The 19,614-nt window shown below is 72.0% G+C and carries 18 protein-coding genes and 1 pseudogene; 9 read left to right on the forward strand and 10 right to left on the reverse strand.

All coding sequences use genetic code 11. The features are described 5' to 3' along the window. Window positions 1–44 precede the first annotated feature (44 nt). Window positions 45–326, forward strand: a complete 282-nt coding sequence (locus tag ACZ3II_RS41010) for a hypothetical protein (protein ID WP_465525812.1) — start codon at window positions 45–47, stop codon at window positions 324–326. A gap of 115 nt (window positions 327–441) precedes the next feature. Then, on the forward strand, window positions 442–1,269 hold the full coding sequence (locus ACZ3II_RS41015) for a phosphotransferase enzyme family protein (RefSeq protein WP_465525814.1): 828 nt from the start codon (window positions 442–444) through the stop codon (window positions 1,267–1,269). Here ACZ3II_RS41015 and ACZ3II_RS41020 read toward each other — a convergent pair. The 4 genes and pseudogenes from ACZ3II_RS41020 to ACZ3II_RS41035 all read right to left on the reverse strand — a co-directional run. Beyond that, the gene (locus ACZ3II_RS41020; protein ID WP_465525816.1) at window positions 1,250–1,483 is read right to left on the reverse strand and encodes a methyltransferase domain-containing protein; all 234 of its coding nucleotides are present in this window, start codon (window positions 1,481–1,483) and stop codon (window positions 1,250–1,252) included. The two genes, ACZ3II_RS41015 and ACZ3II_RS41020, sit on opposite strands and share 20 nt — an antisense overlap. A gap of 181 nt (window positions 1,484–1,664) precedes the next feature. After that, the gene (locus tag ACZ3II_RS41025) at window positions 1,665–2,063 is read right to left on the reverse strand and encodes an ester cyclase (protein ID WP_465525817.1); all 399 of its coding nucleotides are present in this window, start codon (window positions 2,061–2,063) and stop codon (window positions 1,665–1,667) included. A gap of 480 nt (window positions 2,064–2,543) precedes the next feature. Next, entirely contained in the window at window positions 2,544–2,810 is a 267-nt protein-coding gene (locus ACZ3II_RS41030; protein ID WP_465525819.1) for a nucleotidyltransferase family protein, read from the reverse strand. Between the two features lie 47 nt (window positions 2,811–2,857). Next, window positions 2,858–3,136, reverse strand: a pseudogene (locus ACZ3II_RS41035) (nucleotidyltransferase family protein); the annotation flags it as partial. Between the two features lie 197 nt (window positions 3,137–3,333). On the opposite strand from ACZ3II_RS41035, the gene ACZ3II_RS41040 reads away from it, so the two are divergent. After that, window positions 3,334–3,783, forward strand: a complete 450-nt coding sequence (locus ACZ3II_RS41040) for a hypothetical protein (protein ID WP_465525821.1) — start codon at window positions 3,334–3,336, stop codon at window positions 3,781–3,783. Window positions 3,784–3,818: 35 nt separating this feature from the next. Here ACZ3II_RS41040 and ACZ3II_RS41045 read toward each other — a convergent pair whose 3' ends face one another. Then, window positions 3,819–6,620 (reverse strand): AfsR/SARP family transcriptional regulator, encoded by a 2,802-nt coding sequence (locus ACZ3II_RS41045; RefSeq protein ID WP_465525823.1) that lies wholly within the window; start codon window positions 6,618–6,620, stop codon window positions 3,819–3,821. Window positions 6,621–6,791: 171 nt separating this feature from the next. Here ACZ3II_RS41045 and ACZ3II_RS41050 point away from each other — a divergent pair, with 171 nt between their 5' ends. After that, window positions 6,792–8,546: an AfsR/SARP family transcriptional regulator gene (locus ACZ3II_RS41050; RefSeq protein ID WP_465525825.1), complete on the forward strand. Its 1,755-nt coding sequence runs from the start codon at window positions 6,792–6,794 to the stop codon at window positions 8,544–8,546. Here the strand turns inward: ACZ3II_RS41050 and ACZ3II_RS41055 are convergent. From ACZ3II_RS41055 to ACZ3II_RS41070, 4 genes are read right to left on the reverse strand one after another with little or no spacing between them, the layout of a single operon-like run. Next, entirely contained in the window at window positions 8,453–8,944 is a 492-nt protein-coding gene (locus ACZ3II_RS41055) for a S26 family signal peptidase (RefSeq protein ID WP_465525827.1), read from the reverse strand. The genes ACZ3II_RS41050 and ACZ3II_RS41055 overlap by 94 nt on opposite strands. Beyond that, window positions 8,941–10,743: an ABC transporter ATP-binding protein gene (locus ACZ3II_RS41060; RefSeq protein WP_465525829.1), complete on the reverse strand. Its 1,803-nt coding sequence runs from the start codon at window positions 10,741–10,743 to the stop codon at window positions 8,941–8,943. The genes ACZ3II_RS41055 and ACZ3II_RS41060 overlap by 4 nt, the downstream gene beginning before the upstream one ends. After that, a complete protein-coding gene (locus ACZ3II_RS41065; RefSeq protein WP_465525831.1) occupies window positions 10,740–11,288 on the reverse strand; it encodes a TlpA family protein disulfide reductase in 549 nt (182 codons plus the stop codon). Before ACZ3II_RS41065 ends, ACZ3II_RS41060 begins: the two co-directional genes overlap by 4 nt. A 12-nt stretch (window positions 11,289–11,300) precedes the next feature. Beyond that, a complete protein-coding gene (locus tag ACZ3II_RS41070; RefSeq protein ID WP_465525833.1) occupies window positions 11,301–11,804 on the reverse strand; it encodes a MauE/DoxX family redox-associated membrane protein in 504 nt (167 codons plus the stop codon). Window positions 11,805–11,967: 163 nt separating this feature from the next. Here ACZ3II_RS41070 and ACZ3II_RS41075 point away from each other — a divergent pair, with 163 nt between their 5' ends. The 3 genes from ACZ3II_RS41075 (at window position 11,968) to ACZ3II_RS41085 (ending at window position 14,834) form a co-directional block, all read left to right on the forward strand. Further along, window positions 11,968–12,171 (forward strand): hypothetical protein, encoded by a 204-nt coding sequence (locus tag ACZ3II_RS41075; protein WP_465525835.1) that lies wholly within the window; start codon window positions 11,968–11,970, stop codon window positions 12,169–12,171. Between the two features lie 192 nt (window positions 12,172–12,363). Beyond that, on the forward strand, window positions 12,364–13,842 hold the full coding sequence (locus ACZ3II_RS41080) for a M28 family metallopeptidase (protein ID WP_465525837.1): 1,479 nt from the start codon (window positions 12,364–12,366) through the stop codon (window positions 13,840–13,842). A gap of 161 nt (window positions 13,843–14,003) precedes the next feature. Further along, entirely contained in the window at window positions 14,004–14,834 is an 831-nt protein-coding gene (locus ACZ3II_RS41085) for a hypothetical protein (protein ID WP_465525839.1), read from the forward strand. Here ACZ3II_RS41085 and srmL read toward each other — a convergent pair. After that, window positions 14,824–15,927, reverse strand: a complete 1,104-nt coding sequence (srmL, locus tag ACZ3II_RS41090) for a PheS-related mystery ligase SrmL (protein WP_465525841.1) — start codon at window positions 15,925–15,927, stop codon at window positions 14,824–14,826. The genes ACZ3II_RS41085 and srmL overlap by 11 nt on opposite strands. A 303-nt stretch (window positions 15,928–16,230) precedes the next feature. Between srmL and ACZ3II_RS41095 the strand changes: the two genes are divergently transcribed. Together ACZ3II_RS41095 and ACZ3II_RS41100 are read left to right on the forward strand one after the other, a co-directional pair. Continuing rightward, window positions 16,231–18,471, forward strand: a complete 2,241-nt coding sequence (locus ACZ3II_RS41095; protein ID WP_465525843.1) for a hypothetical protein — start codon at window positions 16,231–16,233, stop codon at window positions 18,469–18,471. After that, window positions 18,468–19,613, forward strand: coding sequence for a hypothetical protein (locus tag ACZ3II_RS41100; protein ID WP_465525845.1), 1,146 nt, complete (start codon window positions 18,468–18,470; stop codon window positions 19,611–19,613). The genes ACZ3II_RS41095 and ACZ3II_RS41100 overlap by 4 nt, the downstream gene beginning before the upstream one ends. Window position 19,614: the final 1 nt, after the last annotated feature.

The following is a 19,614-nucleotide window of genomic DNA, read 5'->3' on the forward strand; positions in this document are numbered from 1 at the left end:
GGTACACCAATCAGGAGGGGACGATCATGGCTCAAGATGCTCCGGTGATCCACGTGGGTTCAGACACCAGGGCCAAATCGCAGGAAGAAGCCCTGAAGGACGCGGAGTTCGCCATCCGCGAGACAGGCCTCGACATCAGCTTCACCTCGGGGCCGCACGTCGCCGGCGCCGGCACGCTCAACGGCTCGGGTGTTGCCGTACTGGTCACCTGCCTGTCCATGGGTGCAAGAACCTTCATCGAGGTAGTCGGCGTCAGCTCCGACTCCGGTGCGGCGGAGCAGGCCCGCAACCGGGTTCGTTCGATCGCGATGGGGCCGGCAAGCTGACAAGCGTCCGTGCGGCTCACCACGGTGCGGGGCGATCCCGGGCGGGACCGCCCCGCACCTCGCCATCCGGCGTTTGCAGATCTCGCGGTCGAAGGCGAGGCCCTAGGATCAGCGTGTGCGGGAGTCGGCGACCCTTCAGGCCATCGAGGCGGCGAAGGTGGTGGCGTCGTCGTTCGGGCTGGTGGCCGGCGAGGCGACCGTTCTGCAGGAGTCGAATCGGGTCACCGTGCGGCTGCTGCCGTGTGATGTGCTGGCGCGGGTGGCTGCCGCGGGACGGGACGACGCCCGGTTCGAGGTGGAGGTCGCGCGGCGGCTGGCCGCGGCGGGGAGTCCGGTGGCGGCGCCCGAGCCCCGGGTGCCGCCGGGTGTCCACGAGCAGGACGGGTGGACGGTCACGCTGTGGGCCTACCACCAGCCACTGCCCGGGGTGATTCCGCCGGCCGACTATGCCGGGGCGCTCCAGCGGTTGCATGCCGGCATGCGGACCCTCGACATTCCGGCGCCGCACGTCACGGAGCGGGTGGAACGGGCGCGGCGGCTGGTGGCGGACCGTGGCCGTACGCCGGATCTCGCCGACGGCGACCGGGAATTCCTCGCCGGCACGTTGCGGCGCCTGCGTGCGGTGGTCGAAGGGCGGGACGGGCAGCTCCTGCACGGGGAACCGCATCCGGGCAACGTGCTGGCGACCAGCGGCGGACCGCTGTTCATCGACCTGGAGACGTGCTGCCGGGGACCGATCGAGTTCGACCTCGCGCACGCCCCCGGCGAGGTCGGCGACCACTATCCGGGCGCCGACCCCGGCCTGCTGCGCGACTGCCGCACGCTCACCCTGGCGATCGCCACCGCGTGGCGCTGGGACCGCGACGACCGGCTGCCGGACGGGCGCCGGCTCGCCGCGGAATGGCTCGAACAGATCCGGGGGCTCATGAGCGGGGGATGGTGATCTCCCGCAGCGGGTCGCCGCCGTCGATGAAGAGGCGGGCGCCCGGTGTGGTGGCGGCGGCGAGGGCCGCGGCCTGGGCGATCGCGGCCGCGGACCGGTCGACGGCCAGGATGTGACCGGTGGTGAGGCGGGCCGCCACCGGGCGGGCCGCCGCGCCGGGACCGCAGCCGATCTCCAACACCCGGGAGGACGGCTGGAGGGGGAGGGCGTTCACGACGGCGAGAAGGCGAGGCGACACGACTCGGTCGCCTCCAGTTTCCCGCGAGGATTCTCGCCGCGATGCAGCGACAGCATGTGCCGCGTCGCTGCCCTCAGTTCCTCCAGTGACATGCCGGCCCCGGCGGGAACTCGCGGAGGCCGGCGGCGAGGGTGTTCGGCATGTGGTCGACAGTAGGTCACGAGATCTGGCGCATGAGGCCGGCCATGTCCGGGGAGACCCATTCCTCGGCGATCCTGCCGCCGGCGACGCGGTAGATGTCGATGCTGGTGAAGGTGACCTTGCGGTGGGTCGGTGGCACGTTCTGGAACGGGCCGGTGTGGGTGCCGGTGAAGTGCAGGCGCACCGCGACCCGGTCGCCGTCGGCGACGATGTCCTCGATGGTGAACGTCAGGTCGGGGAAGCCGTCGCGCATCGCCTGGACGCCGGCCCGCCAGATCTCCCGGCCGTGCAGGGGCCCGGGCAGCCCGGGCAGGTTGACGACGAAGTCCTCGGTGAGGTGTTCGGCGCAGGCGTCGAGGTCGCCCTGCCGCAGATGTTCGAAGGCCGCGCGTACCACCGCTGTGGACACTGTCATCGTGCTCACTCCTCCTCCACATGGCTTGCACCGCTAACCACAATACGACTGCACTGTGAAAAGTGGGTGGCTCATGCTGTCACCGGTCGGACCTGACGACGTCGAAGATCTGCTGCTTCTGTACGGGGATCCGCAGGCTGCCTACTGGACCGGCCCTCGGGCCCGGGCCACAGTGGGCCGTGGCCATGGCCGCCCGGTGGTGCGCGGACGGTGCCGGCAAGGCGCGGTTCGGATTTCGATCTCGACTGCGGCGCACTGTGAGCCGGCGTGCCATTCGGAGAGCTCTCTCTAAAAATAATCCGTCCGCATACGTTGTCATGGCGATCTGGCGTTCAGCGGCAGAAAGAGCGCCGAGAGTCTCGGCAACGTCAACGATACTGAAACCTCGATCAGCACTGACTGCCACAACGACTATCAATAGGCGCAGGATGCGATCGCGCACACATCATCGATCGGAGGGCGCCGGCAGCTGACGCTGGATCACGGCCAGGGCAGCACGGTGAGCTCAGGCCACTGCTGAAGCCAGCGTTCTGCTTTGGCCTCGTAGACCTGGCGCGGAGCTAGAACGGGATTCGGCCGCAGGACCATACCGAAGACGTCGGATAGACCGTGTGGCGCATAAATGCGCCACCGTCCGTCCGTTTCCAGACGCACCCCGAGACAGCACGTCGTGGCGGCGAACGAGTCGATCGCCGCCTCAGTGGACTCGTATGCAGGGCAAGGGAGCCGAACTTCTGCTCGTACCACAGATGCACCCGCGCTTCGTTGCGGATCTCGACGTCGGCGGCCAACCCGGTGAAGGCGCGCTGCGCGGTCTTGATCACCTTGTCCTCGGCATCCCAGGACAGGTCGCTGCTGTCGAAATAGAAGATGTCGTAGTCCTTGATACCGCTGGTAGGACTCCTGTTCGTGACGACATTCCACACGGTCTGGAAGAGGCAGCCCGCCGTCACGTACCAGCTCGGCAACTCCAGCGACGCCGCACGGCTCATCACCTCCAACAGCACGTCGTTGCGAGACAGCGCCGACTTCAACGCCACGAGTTGTTCGTCCACGGGGAGGCGACCGATCATGGCTCGTAGCCAACCAGGCGCCTCATCGGTTCGACGTGCCCGCCCCTACCGACTTCGAGCGGCGCAGTAGCGCCGCTTGAGGGTTGAAGAACGGGCTGAGTGGCTGTCTCGCAGCCCGTTTCCGCCGATAGAACGTCTTCTGGTCGGCTGAGCTCTGTCTCTGCCGTTCGTATATCGGGACCGCGCCGCAACCGGCGGTGGTCCGCGACAACTACCTCCCCACGCCGTGCGTCGTGCACCCGGAGCAGGTCCTGGAGTACCAGTACCACGATCTGCTCCCCGGCGACCTGGTTGCTCGGATTGAGGCGTGGGAGGAACGGACCGGTCACAGTTACTTCGACGATCTGTCAGTCGCTCCGGGATGGAAGGTGGGTGGCTTCGCATCCTGGGCGTTGACCGACCCGCACCCGATGGACTGCGCTGCCTGCGGCGCCGCGATGACACTGCTGCTCACCGTGGCATCGGGTGAGTGGGGCGGGCCGGGCCTGTTGCCACGACACCGGACAATCGATCGGCTGCCCGCGCGCGGCAGCACGTCGGTTCTCGATGGCCGGGTCCTCACCTCCACAAGAGCCGTTCGCCTTACCATCACCATGACGCCCACACGGACGGTTCCTTGGCACCTTGATCACTTAGTGGGCCCGTGAGCTGCGACGCTGGGTGCGAAGACAGCTTCTGGGACTCAGCCGAGGAGAAGGAGCTTCTCGCGGGCGCGGGCCGCGTCGGGATGGTCCAGCGCGTCGAGCAGGTCCCGGGCGCGGGTGGCCGCCTCGACGGCGGCGGAGAGGTCGCCCATCGCCTGCAGGGTGTCGGTCAGGTGGAGCAGGGTGTCGGCTTCGAAGTACCGGTCGTCGGCTCCGGCGTAGATCTCCACCGCCTGCCGGTAACACCGTGCGGCCTGTTCGTGGTCGCCGAGATGGTGGTGGGCGTACCCCAGGCTGTCGGCGGCCGACGCCATCGCCCGGGCGTCGCCGAGTGCCGTGGCCAGGTCGGCGGCCCGGGCGCAGAACTCCAGCGTCAGGTCGTACGCGCCGAGTTTCGCGTGGTACCAGCCGATCGAGTTGAGGGCGTTCGCCTGCCCGTACCGATGATCGCCGGTCTCGAAGGCGGCGTACGCCGTCCGGGCGTGCCCCAGGGCCGCGCGATGATCCCCGGTCTGGGCGGTCAACTGGGCGAGGGTCATGCCGGTGTGCCCCAGCGCGATGTGGTCGCCGATGCTCCGGTTCAGTTCGAGGGCCGCGGTCAGGTGTTCCAGGGCGTCGGCGGGCCGGGCCTCCCGGGCGGCGGCCAGGCCGATCAGGCGGTGCGCGCGGGCCCGGGCGGCGTCGTCACCGAGACGGGCCGCCGCGGCGAGCGCCAGCGTCTGGGTGGTGGCCATGTCGTGGTAGCGGCGGCGCAGGTCGAGGAACCGGGCGAGCGCCCACGCCAGGTCGACGACCCGGCGGTCCAGCCCGGCGGCCACGGCGGTGTGGAAGATCTCCAGCAGCACGGGGAGTTCGGCGGTGAACCACGCGACGGCGGTGTTCCGGTCGGGGATGTGCTCCGGGCGTACCCCCGCAAGGTGTTGATCGGGGGTCAGCGGATCGCCGTGCGGGACCAGTGCCTGGGCGGCGGCGCAGGCGGTATGCAGGTAGTGGTCGGTGACGCGGGCGACGGCGGCCCGGCGGGACGGCTCGGGCTCGTGCTGCCGGGCGATCTCGGCGGCGTAGGCGCACAGCAGGTCGTGCATGCTGAACCGGCCCGGCAGGTGCTCGTCGGCGAATCCGGCGCGGACCAGTTCGGCCAGGCCGGCGCGGGCGGCGGCGGGTTCGATCGCGGCGAGGCTGGCGGCGGCCGCGGCGGTGATGTCCGGCCCCGGGTGCAGGCCGAGCAGCCGGAGCAGGCGTTTCGTGTCGCCGGACAGCACCCGGTAGGACGCCGAGAACACCGCCCGGACGTCGCTGGCCAGGTCCCCGGCGGTCAGCGAGTCCAGGTCGCCGCTGGCCAGGTCGGCGGCCAGGGCGGTCAGGTCCCGGTCGGGGTCGGCGGCGGCCCGGGCAGCGACGATCGACAGGGCCAGCGGCAGCCCGGCGCACCGCCGCACGATCCGGTCGATCGCCGCCGGTTCGGCGTCGACCCGCGCGGGCCCGAGCCGTGCGGCCAGCAGCTCACGGGATGCGGCGGGGCTGAACGGGGCGAGCGCCAGCAGCCGGGCGCCGTCGGTGGCGGCCAGGCCGGTCAGCTGGTTGCGGCTGGTCACCAGGGCCATGCTGCCGGGCGATCCGGGCAGCAGCGGGCGCACCTGGTCGGCGTCGCGGGCGTTGTCGAGCAGGACGAGGACCCGCTGCCCGGCGAGGATGCTGCGGTAGAGGCTGGCCTGGGCGTCGACGGTGAACGGCACCCGCTGTGCGGGCACACCGAGCCCGTCCAGCAGGGTCCGCAGCGCGTCCGAGGAGGTCATCGGCGCCGCGGCCGGGTCGAAGCCTTTGAGGTTGACGTAGAGCTGGCCGTCCGGGAACCGGGTCCGGGCCCGGTGCGCCCAGTGCACGGCGAGGGCGGTCTTGCCGACTCCGGCGATGCCGCCGATCGCGGAGACCACCACGGGTACGGCGGGCGCGTCCCCGGCCGGCGCCAGCTCGTCGAGCTGTCGCAGGGCGCCGGCGCGCGCGGCGAGATGCGGCAGTGGCGCCGGCAGTTGCGCCGGGACGACCGCCGGCGTGGCCGGTTCGGGGGTGGCGGCGGCCGGGCCGTGCAGCGCGGGGTCGTCGGTGAGGATCGCCTTCTCCAGGCGGCGCAGCTCCTCGGACGGTTCCAGGCCGTCCTGCTCGGCGAACAGCCGCCGGGCCTGCCGGAAATGGGCGAGCGCGTCGGAGCGCCGGCCGGCCCGGTGCAGGGCCAGCATGTAGAGGCCGCGCAGCCGCTCGTCGAACGGGTGCGCCTCGATCAGCGCGGCCAGCTCGTCCAGGACCGCGGTGTGCCGGCCGATCCGGATGTCGGCGTCGATGCGGTCGGCGAGGACGGCGATCCGCCGCCGGTGCAGCCGGTCCCGGTCGGCGTCCAGGGCCGTGGCCGTCACGTCCTCGAACGCCCGCCCGGGGAACAGCGTGACCGCCTCGTGCAGCAGGGCGGCGGCCTGCCGGTGGTCGCCGGCGGCGAGCAGGTCCCGGCCCCGGTCGGCGAGGCCGGTGAACCGCAGCAGGTCCAGCTCGCCGGGGCCGACCCGCAGGAGATAACCCGGTGTCCGGTACGCCAGGCGGTCGTCGCCGGCGCCCGCCTCGGCCAGCACCCGGCGCAGCTGGGAGACCCGCACCTGCAGGGTGGACCGGGCGTTGCGGGGCTGCCGGGCCGCCCACAGCACTGCGGCCAGCCGGTCCGTGCCGACCACCCGGTTGGCGTGCAGCAGCAGGGTGGCGAGGAGGGCCGTGCGCTGATGGCCGCCGATCGGGACCGGGGCGCCGTCGACGGTGACCCGCACCGGGCCGAGCAGGCGGAAATCGACAGCCATAGTTGATCACTTTACATCTTTCACATTGTCAACATCCACTGAGGACTGTCCCAGCCTGCGGGAACGGATCTTCGGGTAAGCGTGCGGTAAGCGGCCGCCCCGACCATGTCGATCACACAGCGACGGGCGGGGGACTGCGACGTGATGGTGTCGATCGGCCTACTGGGACCTTTGGACGTACGGCGGGGGAGCGCGGCGGTCCGGATGCCGTCGGGCAAACCGCGGATCGTGCTGGCCTACCTGATCACCCACGCCGGCCGTACCGTCACCGTCGACGAACTGGCCACCGAACTGTGGGCGGGCTCCCCGCCGCCGTCCGCCGTCGCCAACATCCGCACCTACGTCGCCGGGCTGCGCCGGTCGCTCGGCGCCGCGATCGCGGCCCGCCCGCACGGCTACCGGCTGCAGCTCGCCGAGGACTGCCGGCTCGACCTGGACGATTTCCGGGCGCTGGTCGGCCGGGCCCGCGCCGACGCCGCGGGCGGGCAGCCGCACACCGCGGTCCGGCACCTGGACCGGGCGCTGGCGATCTGGCGCGGCTCAGCCCTGGAGGGGCTGCGCGACGGGCCGGTGCTGAGCACGTTCGCCGCGGTGCTGGAGGAGGAACGCGTCCAGGCGGTCGAGGAGGCCGTGGACGCCCGGCTGCGCGGCGGCCGGTTCGCCGAGGCGGTGCCGATGCTGCGCCGGCACCTCGAGGAGAATCCGCTGCGGGAGCACGCGTACGCCCAGCTCATGACGGCGCTCTACCACGCCGGGGACGTGTCCGGGGCGCTGGCCGCCTTCGCCACGGCCCGTGCCCAGCTGAGCACGCACCTCGGGATCGAACCCGGCCGGACCCTGACCGGCCTGCATCGGGCCGTCCTGGAGCGCAGCCCGCTGCTGGACGCCGAACCCGCCCCGGCGGACCGGATCACGGCCACGGATGCGCTGGTCACACCGTTTCTCACGCCGCCTGCGGTGGCCGGTTTCACCGGCCGGGAGACCGAGGCGGGGTACGCCGTAGGCGCGCTCACCACCACCCCGCGCGACGCCCTCCCGATCGTGGCGGTGTCCGGGCTGGCCGGCACCGGCAAGACCGCCCTCGCGGTGACCGTGGCGCACCGGGTCCGGGCCGCCTACCCCGACGGCCAGTTGTACGCCGACCTGCACGGCGACGGACCCGACCCGGCTCCGCCCGGTGAGGTGCTCGCCCAGTTCCTGATCGCCCTGGGCGTGCCCGCCGCCCGGATCCCCGCCGCGCTGCCCAGCCGTACCGGGATGCTGCGCAGCGCGCTCGCCGGCCGCCGGATGCTGATCGTGCTGGACAACGCCGCCGACGCCGCCCAGGTGCGCCCGCTGCTGCCCGGCGCCGCCGACTGCGGGGTCCTGGTGACCGGCCGGAACCGGCTCTGCGCCCTGGACGGCGCCCGGTTCGTGGCCCTGGCCGGCCTGCCCGAACCGGACGCGACGGCCCTGTTCATCGAGGTCCTGGGCCGCCCGGCCGGCCCGGAGGGGGCAGCGGTCCGGGAGATCGTCCGATGGTGCGACCGGCTGCCGCTGGCCGTCCGGATCGCCGCGGTCCGGGCCGCGAGCCGTCCCTGGCGGCCGCTGGCCCGGCTGGCCGGACTGCTGGCCGACGAGTCGACCCGCCTGGACACGCTGCGGGCCGGGGACCTGGACGTCCGGGCCCGGCTCGGCAGCGCCTACCGGGCGCTGCCGCCGGACGACCAGCGGCTGCTGCGGGCGTTGAGCGGGCAGGCCCGGCCGGAGCCGCCCCCGGGCGGCGCCGACCGCCTGGACGCCCTGGTGGACGCCGGTTTCCTGACCGAGACCGGCCCGCTGCGGTACCGCGTTCACGGCCTGGTGCGCGCCCTGGTCCGGGAGGCGTCCGGCGGGCCGTCCACCAGCCGGACCGCGATGCCCAGCACCCGGTCCGCCGGGAAGTAGCCGACCTGCTTCGAGTCGTAGCTGATCTCCCCGGCGTCACCGAGCAGCACCAGCGAGCCGTCCGGAACGACCCGTTCCCCGGCCAGCGCGGGCAGCCCGGCCGCCGGCACCGGCTCCCCGGCGACCGCGGCGACCCGTTTGATCAGCCAGCGCCGGCCGGTGATCCCGGCGGAGAGCGGGGTGGTGGTCCACGTGCCCTGCTCCGGCGCCTCGACGGCGACGACGTCCCCCGTCCTGATGGACGTCGTCGCCCGCCGGACCAGGACCCGGTCCCCGGACCGGAACGCCGGCGCCATCGACGAGCCGGTCACCCGCACCACGGCGTGCCGGCGCCGCGTCCACACCAGCGCGGCGACCGCCACCACGGCCGGGACGGTGAGCCACCACCAGTACGTCATGCGACCTCCACCTCCTCGCGGTAACCGGCGGCCTGCAGCGCGAACAGCCGCGCGTACGCGCCACCGGCCGCCACCAGCGCGTCATGATCGCCCCGCTCGGTGACCGTGCCGTCGCCGAGCACCACGATGGTGTCGGCCTGGCGGATCGTGCTCATCCGGTGCGAGATCAGCAGGCTGGTCCGGCCCCGCCGGTGCTCGCGCAGCCGCTCGTGCACCTCGGATTCGGCCGCCGCGTCCAGGCCGGCGCTCGGCTCATCCAGGATCAGCAGGTCACCGTGGTCGCGCACGAGCGCCCGGGCCAGCGCCACCCGCTGCCACTGGCCGCCGGACAGCACCACCCCGGTCCGCGGGTCGTCCCGGTCGGCGGCGTCCAGGAAGATCCGGGTCAGCAGGGTGTCGTACCCGTGCGGCAGGTCGGCGAGGAACGGGTCGCAACCGGCCCGGCGGGCGGCCGCCGTGATCCGCTCGCGGTCCTCCAGGGCCGCGAGGTCACCGACCCCGATGTTCTCGGCGGCGCTCAGCTCGTACTCCATGAAGTCCTGAAAGACCACGGACAGCCGCTGCCGCAACGCGGCCGGGTCGAACTCCCGCAGATCCACGCCGTCCCAGGTGATCGTGCCGCGGGTCGGGTCGTAGAACCGGCACAGCAGCTTCACCAGGGTGCTCTTGCCGGCCCCGTTCAGCCCCGCCAGCGCCGTCGACCGGCCCGCCGCGATCGTCACGTCGACGCCGGCCAGCACCCACGGCAGATCCTCGCGATAACGGAACCAGACGTTCCGGAACTCGATGCCGTGCCGCAGCTCCGGCACCTCGGCGATCCGGCCGGTCGGTGACGGCTGCAGGTCCGGGCCGGTGTCCAGCACCGCGCAGTAGTGGCCGAACATCAGCAGCGCGTGATGACCCGTCCCGGCCGCGCCGAACACCGACGCCAGCGCGCCCTGCACCCCGGCGACCGCCGCCACGAACACCGCCACGTCGCCGACACTGAGCCGGCCCTGCCGCGCGGCCATCACCGCCCAGACCAGGCCGCCGCCGGCGATCGCCGCGCCGGTCACCGCCAGCAGCGCCTGCGCCCGCAGCTCCCGCCGGTCCGCGCCGCGCTGCCCGGCGTCGATCGCCCGCAACTCGGTCAGCATCCGGCCCCGGAACAGGCCGCCCAGACCGAAGAGCCGCACCTCCTTGACAGCCCGTACGCTCGTCAGCAGGCCCGCGTAGAAGATCTCCCGGCGGCCCGCCGCGCTGAGATCCCAGCTCACCCGGGCCCGGTCGCGGCTCAGGTTCAGCTCCGCCCACAGGGTCGGCGCGGACCCGGCGACCACCACCAGCGCCATCCACGGATTGAGCATCGCCAGGGTGCCCAGGAAACCGGCGATCGTCAGCACGCCCTGCCCGGCGCCGAGACCACTGCTCACCAGATCGGCCGGACCGCCGGTGCCGTGGGCCGCCATCCGCAGCCGGTCGTGGAAGACGGCGTCCTCGAACTTCGCCAGCCCCGCCAGCCGGCCGATCGCCCCGAACAGCCGGTCCTTGGCCGACAGCGTGACGGACCGGCCGATCTGGGCGTCGACGTACCCGTTGAGCTGCGGCAACATGGCCGCCGCCACCCCGGCGAAGGCAAGCGTGAGCGCCGGGCCCAGCAGCGGCGCCGCCGGGTCGGCGATCCGGTCCAGCACCGTCCGGGTCAGCCAGGCCAGCGCCACCGGGATCAGCCCGGCCGCCACCACCAGCACGATCCGGGCCAGCAGCCGGGCCGGGGAGACCCGCCAGACGTAGCGCAGGGCCCGCAGCGTCAGCCTCATGCCGCGGCGGGAACCGGCAGCTCGGTCATCACCAGACTGCTCGCCGCCACCGTGCCGTCCGGGTCGACCAGCAGGAACGACGGGAACCCGCGGATCGCGAACGCGTCCGCCACCGCGCCGTCCGACGCCTCCTGCACCACCCGCGCGACCGGCGACAGCTCGGCCACCAGCGGCCCCGCCCGGTCCGGTTTCCCGACCACCACGGCCAGGACCCGGGACGGGTCGGCCAGGTCGTTCGCGTACGCCAGGAACGACGGCATCCGCTCCTCGCACGCCGGGCAGCCGGGGGAGAAGAACCCGACCAGCGTCTGCCCGGTGAACGAGGCCAGGGAGACCGCCCCGCCGTCGTTCGCGGTCGCCTCGAACGGGGCCGCCACCTGCCCGGCGGCGAGCATCAGCGGACCGTCCGGGCCGTGCTGGTCCGCGGCCTGCCGGGCCAGCAGCTCCGAGTGCTTGCGCAGCCGCCGGATCACGCCGAAGGTCAGCAGAAGGTTGACGATGCCGAGCAGACCGGTGAGGGTGACGGCGGCTGCCAGATAGGACATGATTCTCCTTGTTCAGGCCGTGATCAGGTGTGCGATCTCGTCGAGGTTGATGAGCAGCAGCGCGGCCACCGCGCCCGCCGCGACGGCCAGCACGACCACCGGGCCGGACCGGTCCACCGGCGTCCCGGCGAGACCGAGCAGCGCGGTCGCGAGCAGCAGCACGTTGCGGACCACGGCGGCCCGGCCCGGCGGCGCCGGCGTCGCGCCGAAACAGCGGCACGGCTCGGTCGAGCCGCGGCGCCGCATCACCACGAGCGCCCCGGTGAACGCGACCAGCAGCAGCGCCGCCAGCCCGAACCCCCACCGGGCGGTGACCGGCGCCGCGACCGCCGCCGCCACCGTCACCTCCGCCCCCACCACGGCCACGGCCAGCGGCCCGGCCAGCGACTCCGGGACCGGCAGGCCGCGCGACAGCGACAGCCGGAACTCCCGGAACCCGGCCGGCCGCAGTTTCCCGGCCGCCGCCACGACGAACGTCACCACCAGCAATGCCCGGCACGCCACCGACCAGTCCACGACGAGCCTCCCTTCGAGGAGTCCGACCGTAGGGTCCACGGATACAGCGGACCTACAGCCGCGGCGATGTATCCGGTGCGTACGCCGCCTGTAGCGGCCCGTCCTAGGTTCGGCTGGCCGCAACCAGTGCGGTGCGTGATCGCCACCCGACACGAGGAGAACCATGCGCCGAATCAGCACGCTCGCCGACCGCCTGCTCGCCCGCTTCGTACCCGAGGTCGAGGCCGCAGCGGCCTGCACCCCGACGCAGTTCTGGGGCTTCTGCTACTGCAACACCGACGACGTCTACCGCTGCCGCAGCTGCCAGCGGCTCGCCAGCTGCGACGAGCGGTGCTCGAGCGCGTACACCAAGGTCGGCCTCTGCTGATCTGCCCCCTGAAGAAACCGCGGCGGCACGGGACGTCCCGTGCCGCCGCGGTTTGTCGGACTGTTCTCCATCCGCCTGCCGACGTGTCCTCATCGGACCCGATCGGGCCATCCCCGGAGTTCCCGGCGCGGTTACATTCGTCCAGCACCGCGTTTCACGGGAGTCACTGTCTCATCACGCCCGGGGGGAACCATGCGCATCAACCGTCATCGAAAGGCCGCCGGCATCGTCGCGGCCGCGGCGGCGCTCGCCGTCGTCGCCGCCCAGCCGGCGCCGGCCGGCGCCCACACCGTCGCGCCCGACGACGTGTTCGCCAAGATCCTGGTCAAGCAGGTCACCGGCGCGCACGCCAAGAAACACCTCGACAAGCTGCAGGCGATCGCCACCGCCAACGGCGGCAACCGTGCCGCCGGCACGCCAGGCTACGACGCCTCCCGCGACTACGTCGCCGACAAGCTGCGCAAAGCCGGTTACAAGGTCACCCTCGACCCGATCGCCTTCGTGCAGAACTGGGCCGAGAACAGCCCGCCCACGCTGAACCTGACCGCGCCGAGCGGCAAGACGTACGTGCCGAACGAGGACTTCGTCACCTTCACCCCCTCACCCGCCGGCGACGTGACCGCCCAGGTGCAGGGCGTCGACCTCACCCTGCCGCCCACCCCCACGCCGACCTCCACGAGCGGCTGCGAGACCAGCGACTTCAACGGCTTCGTCGCCGGCCGGATCGCGCTCATCCAGCGCGGCACGTGCGCGTTCGCCACCAAGATCCGTAACGCGGGCTTCGCCGGCGCCTCCGGCGTCATCGTCTTCAACGAGGGACAGCCGGGGCGGACCGACGCGTACCCGCTCGACATCGGCGAATGGCGGGCCGGAATCCCGATGGTGTTCGCCGACTTCGCCGTCGGCAACGAGCTCGCCGCCACCCCCGGCGCCACCGTCCGGCTCAAGGTCGACGCCACCCTGACGCTCGGCACCAACCACAACGTGATCGCCGAGACCCGGTTCGGCAACCCGAACAACGTCGTCATGGTCGGTGCCCACCTGGACAGCGTCCCCGAGGGCCCGGGCATCAACGACAACGGCTCCGGCACCGCCGCGATCCTCGAGACCGCCCTGCAGATGCGCAACTTCCCGGTCCGCAACAAGGTCCGCTTCGCGTTCTGGGCAGGCGAGGAGATCGGGCTGCTCGGCTCCGACCAGTACGTCGAGGAACTGACCCAGGCCCAGCGGGACAAGATCAAGCTGTACCTGAACTTCGACATGGTCGCCTCACCCAACTACGCCTACAAGCTGTACGACGGCGACGACTCCGACGCGACCGGCTCACCGGCCGGCCCGCCCGGCTCCGCGCAGATCGAGAAGCAGCTGGCGAACTTCTTCGACAAGCGCGGCCTCGGCCACGTCGGCACCGACTTCGACGGCCGCTCCGACTACGGCCCGTTCATCGCGGTCGGCATCCCGGCCGGCGGCATCTTCACCGGCGCCGAGGGCCTCAAGACCCCGGAGGAGCAGGCCCTGTTCGGCGGCACCGCCGGCGTCGCCTACGACGTCTGCTACCACCAGGCGTGCGACACCATCAGCAACGTGAACCTGACCGCCTTCGACGTCAACGCCGACGCCATCGCGGACTCCGTGGCCCGGTTCGCCTTCAACACCACGGCCATCCCCTGACCGCGCGGCCTCCGGTGGTGGCGCCCAACCCCTTCACCACCGGAGGCCCGCGCCTCCTCGCAGCGACTGCTCCGGCATGGGCGCTCCGCATTCCGCACCGCTGTCGGGCTGTGACTTGAGGTGACCGGTTACGGTGTGGCCTCCAAGGCGGAGGGAGTCGCATGTCGAGCCGTGCTTCCGGGATCGTGCTGTTCGTGCTGAGCATTCCGTTGCTGCTGTTCGGGATCTCCGCCGGGATGGACGCCAGTCACGAGGCCGGGGTGCGCAGCTGGCAGCTGCAGCAGGCCGGTTCCGTCGCCGACCCGCGGGAACGCGACCGGTGGACCGACTACGCGGACAGCACATTGCGGCGTCTGGAGGACGCCGAGTACAACCGGAACACCCTCCTGGCAGCCGCGGTGGCCGGGGTCGCCGGCGGCATCGCGGTCCTGGCCACGGCCCGCCGGCGGCGCGGGGCCGCGGTGGCAGCCGTGCCCGCCGCCACCGCGCCGGCTTTCGACTCCTGCGAGGCCTGCCAGTGGCGGATCTCGGCCGCGGCGACCGCCTGCCCGCAGTGCGGCCATCCGCACCAGCCCGCCGCGCCGCCACCGGCGCCGGTGGACCGGACCCAGCGCGCGTTCTACATCGCCCTGATCGCGCTGGGCCTCGGGTCCGCCGCGGTGATCTACACAGTGCTGTTCGGCAGTCTGTCCGAGACCATGCTCGTACGCATCGCGCCGTTCTGGATCTTCCCCACCGTGTTCGGGTATTACGGCCTGGTCGCCCAGCGCATGGCGGCCCGGCTGCAGGCCAGCCACCTGGACACCGTCTCCGACCAGCTGCTGACCGTGATCAAGGAGAGCGGCTTCCTCGGCCAGGTCTTCGCCTTCCTGATCCACGCCCCGTTCCTGCTGGTCAAGAGCCGCCAGCCGTGGGTGACCGCGCTGGTCGGCTCCCTGATCTGGGCGATCGCCCTGGCCGTCTTCTTCAGCGTGGTGTTCCCTACGCTCTGATCATCTCCGGCACGGGACCCTCGTGCACGGCGCGGTAGACGGTGTTGCGGATCGTGTTGGCCTCGGCCGCGGTGAGGGTGCGGTCGATCGGCCGCAGGATGATCCGCAGGAGGACGTTGACCTGGCCGGGACGGGTGCCCAGCCGGGACCGGGCTGCCTCTGGCAGGAAGGCGTGCGGCGTACGGCTGAGCAGCTCCACCGATTCGACCAGGTCCACGTCGTCGCCGAGCGCGGCCCGGATCCGGTCGCCGAGGGTCTCCTCGTCCTCGTCGTCCGCCACGACCACGGAGATGTCACGCCGGGCCGGCGGCAGCGGCGACACGTGCTGCCACGGGTCCAGGGTGAGCATCTGCGCGGCGATCCGCGGGTCGGCGGCCCGCAGGTATCGGATGTCGGGGACGCCCTTGCGCAGTATGAGGGCCCGCTCCAGGCCCATCCCGAGCGCCAGCCCCGACCAGCGTTCCGGATCCAGGCCGGAGCCGCGCAGCACGCCGGGGTGGATGTGGCCGCACTCGCCGAGTTCGAGCCACTGCCCGTCGTGCCGTACGTCGATCTGCCGTCCGCCGGTGGTGTACGGGTGGGTGACCTCGGTGACCCGCCACTCCGCGCCCGGGAGGACCGCCTCCACCACCACGCCGACCATGTCGAGCAGATCGCCGGGCCCGGGCGTGCTGCGGATCCGCCAGAGATCCACCTGATGGGGTTCGCCGACGTGATGGCGGTCGACGACGTCCCGCCGGTACACCAGGCCCGGCGCGACGATCAGCTCGTCGACGCCGGTCCGGCCGGCGTAGTTCTCGAGCGCCGCGGGCAGGGCGGCGGTGGTGTGGCTGCGCAGCATCGTCGACGGGCTCACATAGCGGGTGTAGCGGCGATCCCGGGTGACGTCCCCCGGGTCGTACCCCAAGCGGTCGTAGTTGTCGCTGACCGTCACGATCGGTGACTTTCGCACGTATCGGACGGTGCCGCCGGAACGGTCGCGCACCGCGGCGACGACGGTGTCGAGCAGGATCTGGATCGCGTGGTCGCCCTGTGCCGGGTCGGTCAGGTCGCGCAAGCTGAGGAGACGGGTGAGGTCTTCGGGATGTGACATGAGCGGATCTCCAGACGGTGGCGGTGGATGAGGGGTCGATGTCTTCCCCCGGCCGCACCCGCGGAGATCCGGTGCTGTCAGCGCATGCCGGTCACCCCGCGGCCGTCTCCCGGCCGGGGGTTCGGAAATCGCTGCCACCCGTGCATGGCCTGACGATAGCCGCCGCCATCGGGACGGTACGAGTCATTTTCGCGGGACGCCCCATTGTCTGAGATCTGTCGGTGGACCGGCACGATCGACGGTTGGTCGGGGTGACCGGTGCGTGCCTAGCATGAGCTGCGCTCTCCACTAGGAGATGATCCGATGAGCGACATCAATATCAAAATAGCCGCGGTCCTGGCCGATCGCCGCAAGCTACTACCGGTAATCTCTTTCGAAATCGAGCGGTGGGAAACGGTACGCAATTCTGTCCGGCATTTAGGGGACGCGATCATCGCGATTCCGGATGTCGCCGGGCTCGCCGTGCTGGACACGGCCAAACTCGATCTTCAGGTGGCCGAGGTGCTCACGGCCCTGGCAGCGGTTCGGGCCAGGTTGAGCCGGCGAACCGTCAACATCGGCGTGAGCGGCCGCGCACGCAACGGCAAGAGCACCCTGCTGCAGGCGCTCAGCGGCCTGGGCGACGAGCAGATCCCGGCGGGGCCGGGGCAGCCGGTCACCGCGGTGCGCAGCCGGATCCTGCATTCCACCGACCGCCGGGAGGCCGTGCTCACCCTGCATTCCGAGAGCTCCTTCAGCGCGCAGCTGCTGGCGGGGTACCACGAGGAGCTCGGCCTGGGCGCGCCCCCGCGGACCGTCGAGGAATTCGCGCGGTTCACGTATCCGCGGAGCAGCGAGGAACTCGCCGTCGAACCGGGGCGGCGTGTCGAACTCACCCCGATGCTGGTCCGGCTGCAGGAGATGCAGGCTTCCATCGGCTCCTACCGCGGGTACCTGACCGGCCGTACCGAGCGAGTCGAGCTGGAGGACCTGCGCCGTTGGGTGGCGTATCCCGATCCCGGCGCCGCCGTCCCGGACCGCCGGTACCTCGCCGTCCGGGACGCGCAGATCATCTGCCGATTCCCGGTCGACGACGTGCACGACATCGGGCTGTGTGACCTGCCCGGCCTCGGCGAGGTGTCGCCCCGCGCCGAGGAGCACCATCTCGCCGGGCTGGAGAACGACATCGACTTCGTGCTGGTCGTGAAGCGGCCGGCGGAGGCCAACGCGACCTGGTTCAACTACGACGCCCGGGGACTCAGCCTGATCACCCGGGCGGCCGGCGCCGCGCCGGTGCGTGACTTCGTCGCGATCGTGGTGAACACCGGTGGATGCTCCCAGGTCAACATCGACGCGCTGGTGGCCGACATCGACACCCGGGTCAACGAGGGCGCGGGCCGGGCGGGCTACTGGCGGATCCTGGCGGACGCCGCCGACCCGGGAGCGGTGAAGGACGACGTGCTGCTGCCCGTTCTCGCCCACCTGGCCGACGCGCTGCCGCGGATGGACCAGGCGGTGTTCGATCACGCGCTCGGGCTCTGCGCCGCCCTGCGCGGCGAGCTGCTCACCGCCACCGAGACCGCCTTGACCGCGCTGCGGTCGGTGCTCACCCCGACCGCGCTCGAACAGCTCCTGCTCCGCGCCGACGCGCTGCGCGCCACCGTGGCCGCGTCGTTGCAGAGCTGGATCGCCGGCCTGGAGAACCGGGCCGACGAGAACTACGAGGACGCCGAATACTTCGCGCACGTCGAGCGGTTGCAGACCGAGACGCGCGGGTGGGTGGTTGACGGGTTCGGTGAGGGCGTCGACGGCTGGTGCCGCCGGGCGCTGGAGCAGATGCGGGTGCACGGCGGCTCGCTGAACTTCGCCGCCCAGACCCTGAACGAGATCCGGATCGAGCTGGCCCGCCGGCTGAGCGCCATCGACGAACTGCTCGAGCAGCGCCGTGCCGAGTTCTGGGCGGGGCTGGCTGCCGCGCTGGGCCCGCAGCTGGTGCGCGTCCCGGTGGAGAAGGACGCGGACGTGCGGCCGGCGCTGGAGGAGTTCGCCGTACGGCTGCGGGAGGCGCCGGATCCCTGCCCCACCCTGGCCGATGCGGTGGAGTTCACGCTGGACGTCCGGCTCGACTTCCGGACCCGCCTGCTTCCCGGCATGCGCCGGGCGCTGTACCAACTGCGTGCCGAGCCGGCCGACGACGGGCGGACGGCCGCCCTGCTCACCGTTCCGGCCACCCCCGACGGCGCGCGGACGCTGTACACCGCGGTGTCGCATCTCGCCCGGCAGGCGGTCCACGACTCCGGCACGGTGCTTGCCGGGGGCCCGGACACCACCGCTGCGGTGCTGCTGGCCTTCGGTGAGCAGTTCGAGGACTGGTTCATCCGGTCGGCGGCCTCCCAGGCGGAGTTCCGCCGGCTCGCGGAAGCGTTCCACGACGAACTGTGGCCCGGCGCCGCGGACGGATCCGCTCTCGCGACCGCCCGCGTGCAGCACCTGCGCAAGCTGCTGCGTGACCTCGCCACCACGCTCAGGACCGCGGCCGGGCCCCTGGAGAGGAGCACATCATGACCGAGGCGTTCAAAGCGGCGCTGATCGGGCCGTCCCGGGTCGGAAAGACCACGCTGCTCACCGCGGTTCTGTCGGAGACCGAACGCATGCTCGCCGGAAGCCCGGTATCGGTCACGATGGACGAGAGCACCGGCAGCCGGGTTCGCCGGCAGCGGCTCGAACTGCGCCGGGCGATCGAGGCGGTCGAGTTCAACGCGGCGGCTCTGGGCGGCACCCAGGCCATGTCCTACTACCGGGTCAGCCTGCAGTCGGCCGGCGACGAGACGGTCGATGTCCCGTTCAGCATCCTGGACTTCCCCGGCGGGTGGCTGAATCCGGAGGAGCGCAACAGGGTGCCCGACTCGGCCGCCAAGTGGGCCGAGTGCGAGGCCCACATCAAGGACAGCCTGATGCTGCTGGTGCCGATCGACGCGGCAGTGCTCCTGGAGGCTTCCCGGCCTGCGGAGCGGCGGTCGGTGCCGGACCTGCTCGCCTTCGAGGACGTCGAGGCGGTGACCCGCAAATGGGTGACGCATCGCAACCTCGACGAGCACCGGGGCGAGCCGGCCGTCCTCGTCCTCGCGCCGTTGAAGTGCGAGAAGTACTTCGACGACAACTTCGGTCACGGCCGTGACGCGGGCCGGCTGCGCCTGGCGGTCCGGGACAAGTACGGACGCCTGCTGGAGATCATCCGGGCGGAGGCGCAGGACCGTGAGGTGCGGGTGATCTACGCCCCGATCGACACGTACGGCTGTGTCGAGCTGATGGAGGTGCACTGGCACGAGACGCCGGGCTCCGAGGTCCTGGAGTTCCAGGCGCACTACCGGTTCCGGGACCGGAAGCCGCAGATGTCGGTGAAGGCCGCCGGCGCCGTCATGCAGGAACTGTGCCGCTGCGTCATCTCCGGCTGGGATGCCGGTCAGGAGCGGCTCGCCCAGCAGCACCAGACGGCGTATCAGCGGCTTCAGCGGCGAAATGAGGAGATCAAAGGGATGTGGCGCAGGAGCGCCTACATCGTCAGCGGTGAACGGCGGCGCAACGAGAAGGGCCGGGCCCGCAGCACCGAGGAGATCGCCGCGGTGGAACGCCGGCGCCGCCAGGTGCAGGACGCCATGGAGAAGATGGCGTCGACCGCCTACGACCCCCGTGTGGAGGAGTGGTGAG

The organism is Actinoplanes sp. NPDC019969, assembly GCF_055562375.1.

Bases quoted from the DNA above. Each gene is read 5' to 3' on its own strand.
- ACZ3II_RS41025 (WP_465525817.1), bottom strand. From the start codon at position 2,063: ATGACAGTGTCCACAGCGGTGGTACGCGCGGCCTTCGAACATCTGCGG.
- ACZ3II_RS41045 (WP_465525823.1), bottom strand. From the start codon at position 6,620: ATGGCTGTCGATTTCCGCCTGCTCGGCCCGGTGCGGGTCACCGTCGAC.
- ACZ3II_RS41055 (WP_465525827.1), bottom strand. From the start codon at position 8,944: ATGACGTACTGGTGGTGGCTCACCGTCCCGGCCGTGGTGGCGGTCGCC.
- ACZ3II_RS41060 (WP_465525829.1), bottom strand. From the start codon at position 10,743: ATGAGGCTGACGCTGCGGGCCCTGCGCTACGTCTGGCGGGTCTCCCCG.
- ACZ3II_RS41065 (WP_465525831.1), bottom strand. From the start codon at position 11,288: ATGTCCTATCTGGCAGCCGCCGTCACCCTCACCGGTCTGCTCGGCATC.
- ACZ3II_RS41075 (WP_465525835.1), top strand. From the start codon at position 11,968: ATGCGCCGAATCAGCACGCTCGCCGACCGCCTGCTCGCCCGCTTCGTA.
- ACZ3II_RS41080 (WP_465525837.1), top strand. From the start codon at position 12,364: ATGCGCATCAACCGTCATCGAAAGGCCGCCGGCATCGTCGCGGCCGCG.
- ACZ3II_RS41085 (WP_465525839.1), top strand. From the start codon at position 14,004: ATGTCGAGCCGTGCTTCCGGGATCGTGCTGTTCGTGCTGAGCATTCCG.
- srmL (WP_465525841.1), bottom strand. From the start codon at position 15,927: ATGTCACATCCCGAAGACCTCACCCGTCTCCTCAGCTTGCGCGACCTG.
- ACZ3II_RS41095 (WP_465525843.1), top strand. From the start codon at position 16,231: ATGAGCGACATCAATATCAAAATAGCCGCGGTCCTGGCCGATCGCCGC.
- ACZ3II_RS41100 (WP_465525845.1), top strand. From the start codon at position 18,468: ATGACCGAGGCGTTCAAAGCGGCGCTGATCGGGCCGTCCCGGGTCGGA.